Consider the following 6,692-nt stretch of genomic DNA (forward strand, 5'->3'; position numbering starts at 1 on the left):
GATCATCTGCCGGTCTAATCGTTCGGTCTGCCTTCCGGGATACGCCCGTCAGGAAAAATGTTTGATGATCCGCGCACTTAACGCACGGGCAACTCCGGTCTTGCTTTGGCGTTCCCACCGTTCATCTGTGGTTTCGTCGTCACCTGAAATCAGGCAAATCTCGTTATCATCACCGCCAAAGGTCCCGGTCGCGGGCGCCACATCATTGGCCAGGATCCAGTCACACCCCTTGCGTGCCCGTTTGGCGCGCGCATGGTCGGTGACATTTTCGGTTTCGGCAGCAAATCCGATCACAAGTCCCGGTCGCGCCGGCCCAGCCTTGCTGATGGTTGCCAGAATGTCCGGATTTTCCGAAAGCTTCAGGTCCGGGATCAACCCCGATCCATCTTTCTTAAGCTTCTGACCGGCTTCATCAGCCGTGCGCCAATCGGCCACCGCAGCCGCACAAACGGCAATATCGGCGGGAAGGGCGGCCGTTACGGCACCCAGCATCTCGCGTGCGGTTTCGATGCGCACGACCTTCACCCCTGCGGGATCGGGCAGGGTCACCGGACCCGTCACCAGCGTCACATCGGCACCGGCCTGTGCCAGCGCCTCGGCAATGGCGTGGCCCTGTTTGCCCGAGGATCGGTTGGCGATATAACGCACCGGATCAATCGGCTCGTGCGTCGGGCCGCTGGTGACCACCGCCTTTTTACCGGCAAGGGGTTTGGGCGCGTCTTGCTGTTCCAGGAAATCAACAACACTTGCGATAATCTCGGCCGGTTCGGCCAAACGGCCCGATCCAAATTCACCACAGGCCAGGTCACCAGATGACGGGCCGACGCGGAGCACGCCACGGCTTTCAAGGGTGGCAATATTGGCTTGCGTTGCCGGATGGTTCCACATCTCGACATTCATCGCGGGGGCAATCATCACCGGCTTGTTGGTCGCAAGTAACGCGGTTGTCGCAAGATCACCGGCCTGTCCGGTCGCCATCTTGGCCAGAATATCGGCACTTGCCGGGGCGACCAGAACAAGGTCGGCCTCACGCGACAGGCGGATATGGCCCATTTCCGCTTCGTCGGTCAGGGAAAACAGGTCCTGATAGACCTTGTTTTCGGTCAGTGCCGCAACCGAAAGCGGTGTCACGAACTCGGCCCCACCCTTGGTCAGGATGGCGCGGATATGGATCCCGCGATCGCGCAACCGACGGATCACCTCAAGCACCTTATAGGCGGCAATGCCGCCCGAGATGATCAGAAGGACACTCTTTCGATTTAAGTCACTTGGCACTGTGATTACCAATTAATTACGGTTAAGAAGTGTGGTTAACCTACATTGTCCCCTAATCGGGCGCAAGAACCCAATCAAGAACACGATAAAAGCCACAAGCGTGTTTGAAAAACGCCATGCCCGGTATCTGGACATGGCGTTGATTTTATTTGGATTTCCGATCCCGACGCTGAATATCGGGTTTTGCATGATCAACCGGTTGCTTATGGAACGGTATAAAGCATCCCGAACCAGCGCCAGCGTGAATCTGGCCCCATGGCGGTGCAGTTGATCCGCCAGCGCCCGCTTGAAACCGGACCATCAAGGCGGATTTCAACCCGTTCTTCGCCAAGGCGCGACATGGTCGGCTCCCCTTCGGACGGATAACAGTTCATCGACGGGGCCGGTTCTGCCAGCGTAAAGCCAAAGGCCGGCGGATTACGGGTCAGGGTATAATCAGCCGGTGTGACGTCGCTGACCACAAGCGGCAGGGAATTTGCCGCCAGATTAAACCGATCCATCGCGCCGTAATGCTCGTTCAGGGCATAACGCGGCAGATACATGAAATCGGATTCTGTATGCATCGCACCGCTTTGCTGGCCAAAGGCCGCGCGATAGCCAGCTTCCTTGACCGCGGCAATCACCTCGCCATTGGCCTCCCCATAGGGATAAGCAAAGATTTCCGGCACATAGCCGAGTTCTTCCTCAAACCGGGCGGCAGAATTGGCAAGCTCTGCCTTGACGCGATCAATGTCAAAATCAGGCAAATGGGCATGGTTCTGGCTGTGACCACCAATCGTCACACCCGCCTTGGACAGTTCGCGCACCATGTCCCAGGTCATGTAGTTGGCATAGCCCGAATCAAGTTGTTCGGTGGAAACAAACACGGTGAAGGGCAGGTTGTGTTCACGAAATACCGGCCAGGCCTTTTCGTAAACCGAACGATAGGCATCATCGACCGTAATGCCGATGGTACGATCCGGAACCCCCTTGCCATCGGCAAGCGCGCTCACGATCTGCGGAACGCCCATCACGGTATAGGGGCCACTGGTCAGTTCTTTGACGTGCTGGTCGAACTGTTCCATCGTGATGTTGGTCGAAGGATATTCGCCCTCGCCAAAGCGATGATACATAAACACCACGGCCGAGGTCGCGTCTCCGCTTGGCGTAACCATTTCCTGATCCGCATTTTGCGACGCATCGGACTGGGCCGCGTCCTGCGCTGTTGCCTCGGTCGTCAGAACTTCCGGGGTTTCGGCACCATCTGAACCCGTTACCGCAGGCTCCGCCGTCGTCGCCTCAACCGTTTCATCGGTTGCAGGTGCGCTATCCGACGCGATCTGGGCAAAGCCCGCCGTAGCACCAAAAGTAAGCCCAACCGCGAAGGAGACACCGACAATAAGGCCGTGCATCCTGCGCGGCGGTTTCACCCGCATCACTGCCGAAATTGCGCTGTGCCCTTTGGTCTCAACTGCCATATCTGTTTCCAGTATCTTGCGATCCACCCACGCCGGGGCGCAACTCATTCGCGCCCTCGGATCTCCCCCCAGTAGAAAACCCGGCTCCTGCCCCACGCAATGCGTTTTGCAGGGTCATTTTGACTTCGAAAATACCAGTGAACCGATTGTTTTTCCACAGTTCATATCAGCTCTTGCCAATTGTCCGCCACATTACAAATCTAATGGTAACCATATCGAACTTTTGGCAACCACTTCTGATTGACGAGGATGCATGCTTAATTCTGATGGACTTGACCTTCTTTTTCACAATGGCCGCACCCACAATGTCTGGCACGACAAACCGGTTGACCCGGCACTTCTCAAAAAGGCCTGGGATCTGACCGTACTGGGACCGACAAGTGCCAATTGCGAACCGATGCGCATTACCTTTGTCACCACCGACGAGGCCCGTGCACGCCTTAAACCCTGCCTGGCAGAGGGCAATATCGAAAAAACCATGACAGCACCGGTGACTGCGATCATCGCCCATGACATGGAATTTTACGAAAAATTGCCCGACCTGTTCCCGCATACCGATGCCCGGTCATGGTTTGCCGGCAAGGAAGAGGCCATCAAAACCACCGCATTCCGCAATGGCACGCTGCAGGCAGGCTATTTCATCCTCGCCCTTCGGGCCGTTGGCCTTGATTGTGGCGGGATGTCGGGCTTTGATAACGCCAAGGTCGATGCCGAGTTCTTTGCTGGCACCGCGTATAAAAGCAACTTCCTGCTCAATATCGGCTATGGCGATGGCAGCAAGCTGTTTGAACGCCAGCCGCGTCTGAGCTTCGACCAGGGTGCTGAAATCATCTGATCAGGCTTCTGATCACACCAAACAAGAACCTGACCGGCGGGCGCTAAAACACCCGCCCGCCGGTTGGCGCAAACCGATACGCTCCCCACATGACACATTCTGCCCAAAGGCGTTCGGCAGAGGACGGCATCACCACGCACCCGACAGATATTTTCAATCACTTCAGTGCTTAGAAAACTGTCATCAAAGTTTTATTTGATCTTTACTGGCCCATAACCATTTTAGGTCCACTTTTGATCACACGCGTGGTAAACCGCCGTCACCCCGTTTAAACAGGAGCGTTAATTGGGTTTCCGCCAATTGATACTTACGGCTTTGGCCGTTGCCTTTCCGGCAGGTGTTGTCTTTGTCGTCCTTGCGGCGATGGAGCAGCTTGGCTGGGGCACAGCGATCCTGTCTGCGACCGCCGCCTGGCTCGGGGCTGCGGCGATCTTGCGCATCTATTTTGGCGATCTGCGCCGGGTGGCACGCTACGCGACCGATCTGCGCGACCGCTATAAAGGCACCCCGCCGCAACATATCAGCTTTGCCGCCGCCTCCGAGCTTTCATCGCTCTATACCCAGATTGCCGCGGCATTTCGTGATCGCATCGCCCTGCTTGAGGCACAAACCAGCACCGATGCCGAAATCCTTGATCACCTGCCAAACCCGGTGGTGATGGTCAATCGCCATCGCGTGGTCACCGGGTTTAACCGGGCGGCCAAGGGCCTGTTTCACAACCTTGAAACCGGCCGTGATCTAACGCGCTTTATCCGCGATCCGATCCTTCTGGATGCCTTTGACGATGTCGCAAGCGCGCGCGAAACCATGAAGCATGCGGAATTCGTGCTGGCGGCTGACGCGCACCGTCACTTTGACGTACTGACCGCACGCCTGCCTGCTGCTGCAGGCGACCGGAACTTCGTTCTGACATTCTCCGATCTGACCGAGCTTCGCAAACTCGAACAGATGCGCGCCGACTTCGCGACCGATGCCGGGCACGAACTGCGTACCCCGCTTTCGGTGCTGCTGGGCTTTATCGAAACGCTGGAAGGCCCGGCCAAGGATGATCCCGATGCGCTCAACCAGTTCCTGCCGGTGATGCGCGATCAGGCCCAGCGTATGCAGCATCTGATCGAAGATCTGCTGTCACTGGCCCGGATCGAGCTTAATGAACATACCCCGCCGTCCGAAGACTGCGATGTTGGCAAGATCATTGGCAAGGTCGCCAAAAGCCTTGCCCTGAAGGCCGAAGCCAAGGGCATGAACATTCGTGTCACCAGCACGCTTGATGACACCGAAATGGTTGGCGAGGAAAAGGAACTGACCCAGGTCTTTGTCAATCTGGTCGAAAACGCCATCAAATACGGCCACGCCAATACCGATGTCGAAGTTTCGATCAGTCTGGCCAAAAACCCGCCGGGTGCACTGGCGCGTTTCCGCCATGACCGCATCATGGCCGTTGCCATCCGCGATCATTCCGATGGCATCGCCCGTGAACATCTGCCGCGCCTGACGGAACGTTTCTATCGCGTTGATACTGCACGCTCCCGCGCGGTTGGCGGCACCGGACTTGGCCTTGCCATCGTCAAACATCTCGTGCAACGCCACCGCGGCACCATGCAGATCGAAAGTGAACAGGGTGTTGGCTCGGTCTTTACAGTCTATCTCCCGGCCAAAACCGGCGACAATGTCCGGAAATTGCATTCCGCCTGAGCGTCTGGAAGACATGCAAAAACAAAAAGGCCAGCAACATCGTGCTGGCCTTTTATGTATCTGATCTGATCGAACGTTTCGATTACAGAATAAACTTCGAAAGATCGGTATCCTTGGCCAGGTCCTCGACCTGTTCGCGGACATAATTGGCATCGACCTTGAACGTCTCGCCCCCACGGTCGGTGGCGGTAAAGCTGATATCATCGAGCAGCTTTTCGAGCACCGTATGCAAGCGACGCGCCCCGATATTTTCGACCGATTCGTTCACATTGGCCGAAATACGGGCAATTTCATCTACCGCATCTTCGGTGAAGTCGAGTGTCACATCCTCGGTCTTCATAAGCGCAATATACTGTTTGATCAGGGATGCTTCCGGCTCCATCAGGATGCGGCGGAAGTCGCCCTCGGTCAGCGCCTTAAGCTCAACGCGGATCGGCAGTCGACCCTGCAATTCCGGCAGAAGGTCGGACGGCTTTGCCAGGTGGAAAGCACCAGAACAGATGAACAGGATATGGTCGGTTTTGACCGTGCCATGCTTGGTTGAAACGTTGGTTCCTTCGATCAGCGGCAACAGATCGCGCTGAACACCTTCGCGCGATACATCGCCACCACGTTCGGACCGCGCGGTGATCTTGTCGATCTCGTCCAGGAACACGATGCCGTTCTGTTCGACATTTTCAATCGCCTCGGCAGTGACCTTGTCATTATCGAGAAGCTTGTCACCTTCTTCATCGATCAGGCGCTCAAAGGCTTCTTCGACCGTCATGCGTTTTGGCTTGGTATTGCCACCAAACGCCTTGCCGAACATGTCATTGAGGTTCAGCATTCCCATCTGTGCACCGGGCATGCCCGGAATATCGATGGTCGGCATCGAAGCAGCACTGCTTTCCTGCACGTTAATCTCGATTTCTTTGTGCTGAAGTTCGCCTTCGCGCAGCATCTTGCGGAACTTCTGGCGGGTATCAGACGATGCATTTTCACCAACCAGACCATCCAGAATGCGTTCCTCGGCCTGCATTTCGGCCTTGGCGCGGACTTTCTTGCGCATGCTTTCGCGGGTCAGATCAATCGAAACTTCCACCAGATCACGCACGATCTGTTCGACATCGCGCCCGACATAACCAACCTCGGTGAATTTGGTCGCTTCGATCTTGATGAACGGGGCCTCGGCCAGTTTGGCAAGGCGACGCGCGATTTCGGTTTTACCGACACCGGTCGGCCCGATCATCAGGATGTTTTTCGGAAGCACCTCATTGCGCATGGTTTCGTCAAGCTGCTGACGGCGCCAGCGGTTACGCAGCGCAATGGCGACCGCGCGCTTGGCATCCTTCTGACCGATGATGTGACGGTCCAGTTCGGAAACAATTTCGCGCGGGCTGTAATGTTGGGTCATGATTTATTCCGTATCTTTTTGCGACGAATGCAGAAGC

Annotated in this window: 5 protein-coding genes; 2 read left to right on the forward strand and 3 right to left on the reverse strand. The window is 56.3% G+C overall.

The window, feature by feature from the left end:
• Positions 1-48: 48 nt before the first annotated feature.
• Entirely contained in the window at positions 49-1,275 is a 1,227-nt protein-coding gene (coaBC, locus tag B3Z49_RS11500; RefSeq protein ID WP_296990929.1) for a bifunctional phosphopantothenoylcysteine decarboxylase/phosphopantothenate--cysteine ligase CoaBC, read from the reverse strand.
• A gap of 203 nt (positions 1,276-1,478) precedes the next feature.
• Positions 1,479-2,732, reverse strand: coding sequence for a polysaccharide deacetylase family protein (locus B3Z49_RS11505; protein ID WP_296990930.1), 1,254 nt, complete (start codon positions 2,730-2,732; stop codon positions 1,479-1,481).
• 253 nt (positions 2,733-2,985) lie between these two features.
• Between B3Z49_RS11505 and B3Z49_RS11510 the strand changes: the two genes are divergently transcribed.
• Together B3Z49_RS11510 and B3Z49_RS11515 are read left to right on the forward strand one after the other, a co-directional pair.
• Positions 2,986-3,567 (forward strand): malonic semialdehyde reductase, encoded by a 582-nt coding sequence (locus B3Z49_RS11510; RefSeq protein WP_296990931.1) that lies wholly within the window; start codon positions 2,986-2,988, stop codon positions 3,565-3,567.
• A gap of 285 nt (positions 3,568-3,852) precedes the next feature.
• Positions 3,853-5,262: an ATP-binding protein gene (locus tag B3Z49_RS11515; RefSeq protein WP_008888829.1), complete on the forward strand. Its 1,410-nt coding sequence runs from the start codon at positions 3,853-3,855 to the stop codon at positions 5,260-5,262.
• Between the two features lie 82 nt (positions 5,263-5,344).
• On the opposite strand, the gene hslU is transcribed toward B3Z49_RS11515, so the two are convergent.
• The gene (gene hslU / locus B3Z49_RS11520; protein WP_063086156.1) at positions 5,345-6,655 is read right to left on the reverse strand and encodes an ATP-dependent protease ATPase subunit HslU; all 1,311 of its coding nucleotides are present in this window, start codon (positions 6,653-6,655) and stop codon (positions 5,345-5,347) included.
• Positions 6,656-6,692: the final 37 nt, after the last annotated feature.

Origin of the sequence: Thalassospira sp. UBA1131, assembly GCF_002311515.1 — a bacterium.
GTDB lineage: Bacteria > Pseudomonadota > Alphaproteobacteria > Rhodospirillales > Thalassospiraceae > Thalassospira.

Coding starts and splice junctions, on each gene's coding strand:
- hslU (WP_063086156.1), bottom strand. CDS start 6,655: ATGACCCAACATTACAGCCCGCGCGAAATTGTTTCCGAACTGGACCGT.
- B3Z49_RS11505 (WP_296990930.1), bottom strand. CDS start 2,732: ATGGCAGTTGAGACCAAAGGGCACAGCGCAATTTCGGCAGTGATGCGG.
- B3Z49_RS11510 (WP_296990931.1), top strand. CDS start 2,986: ATGCTTAATTCTGATGGACTTGACCTTCTTTTTCACAATGGCCGCACC.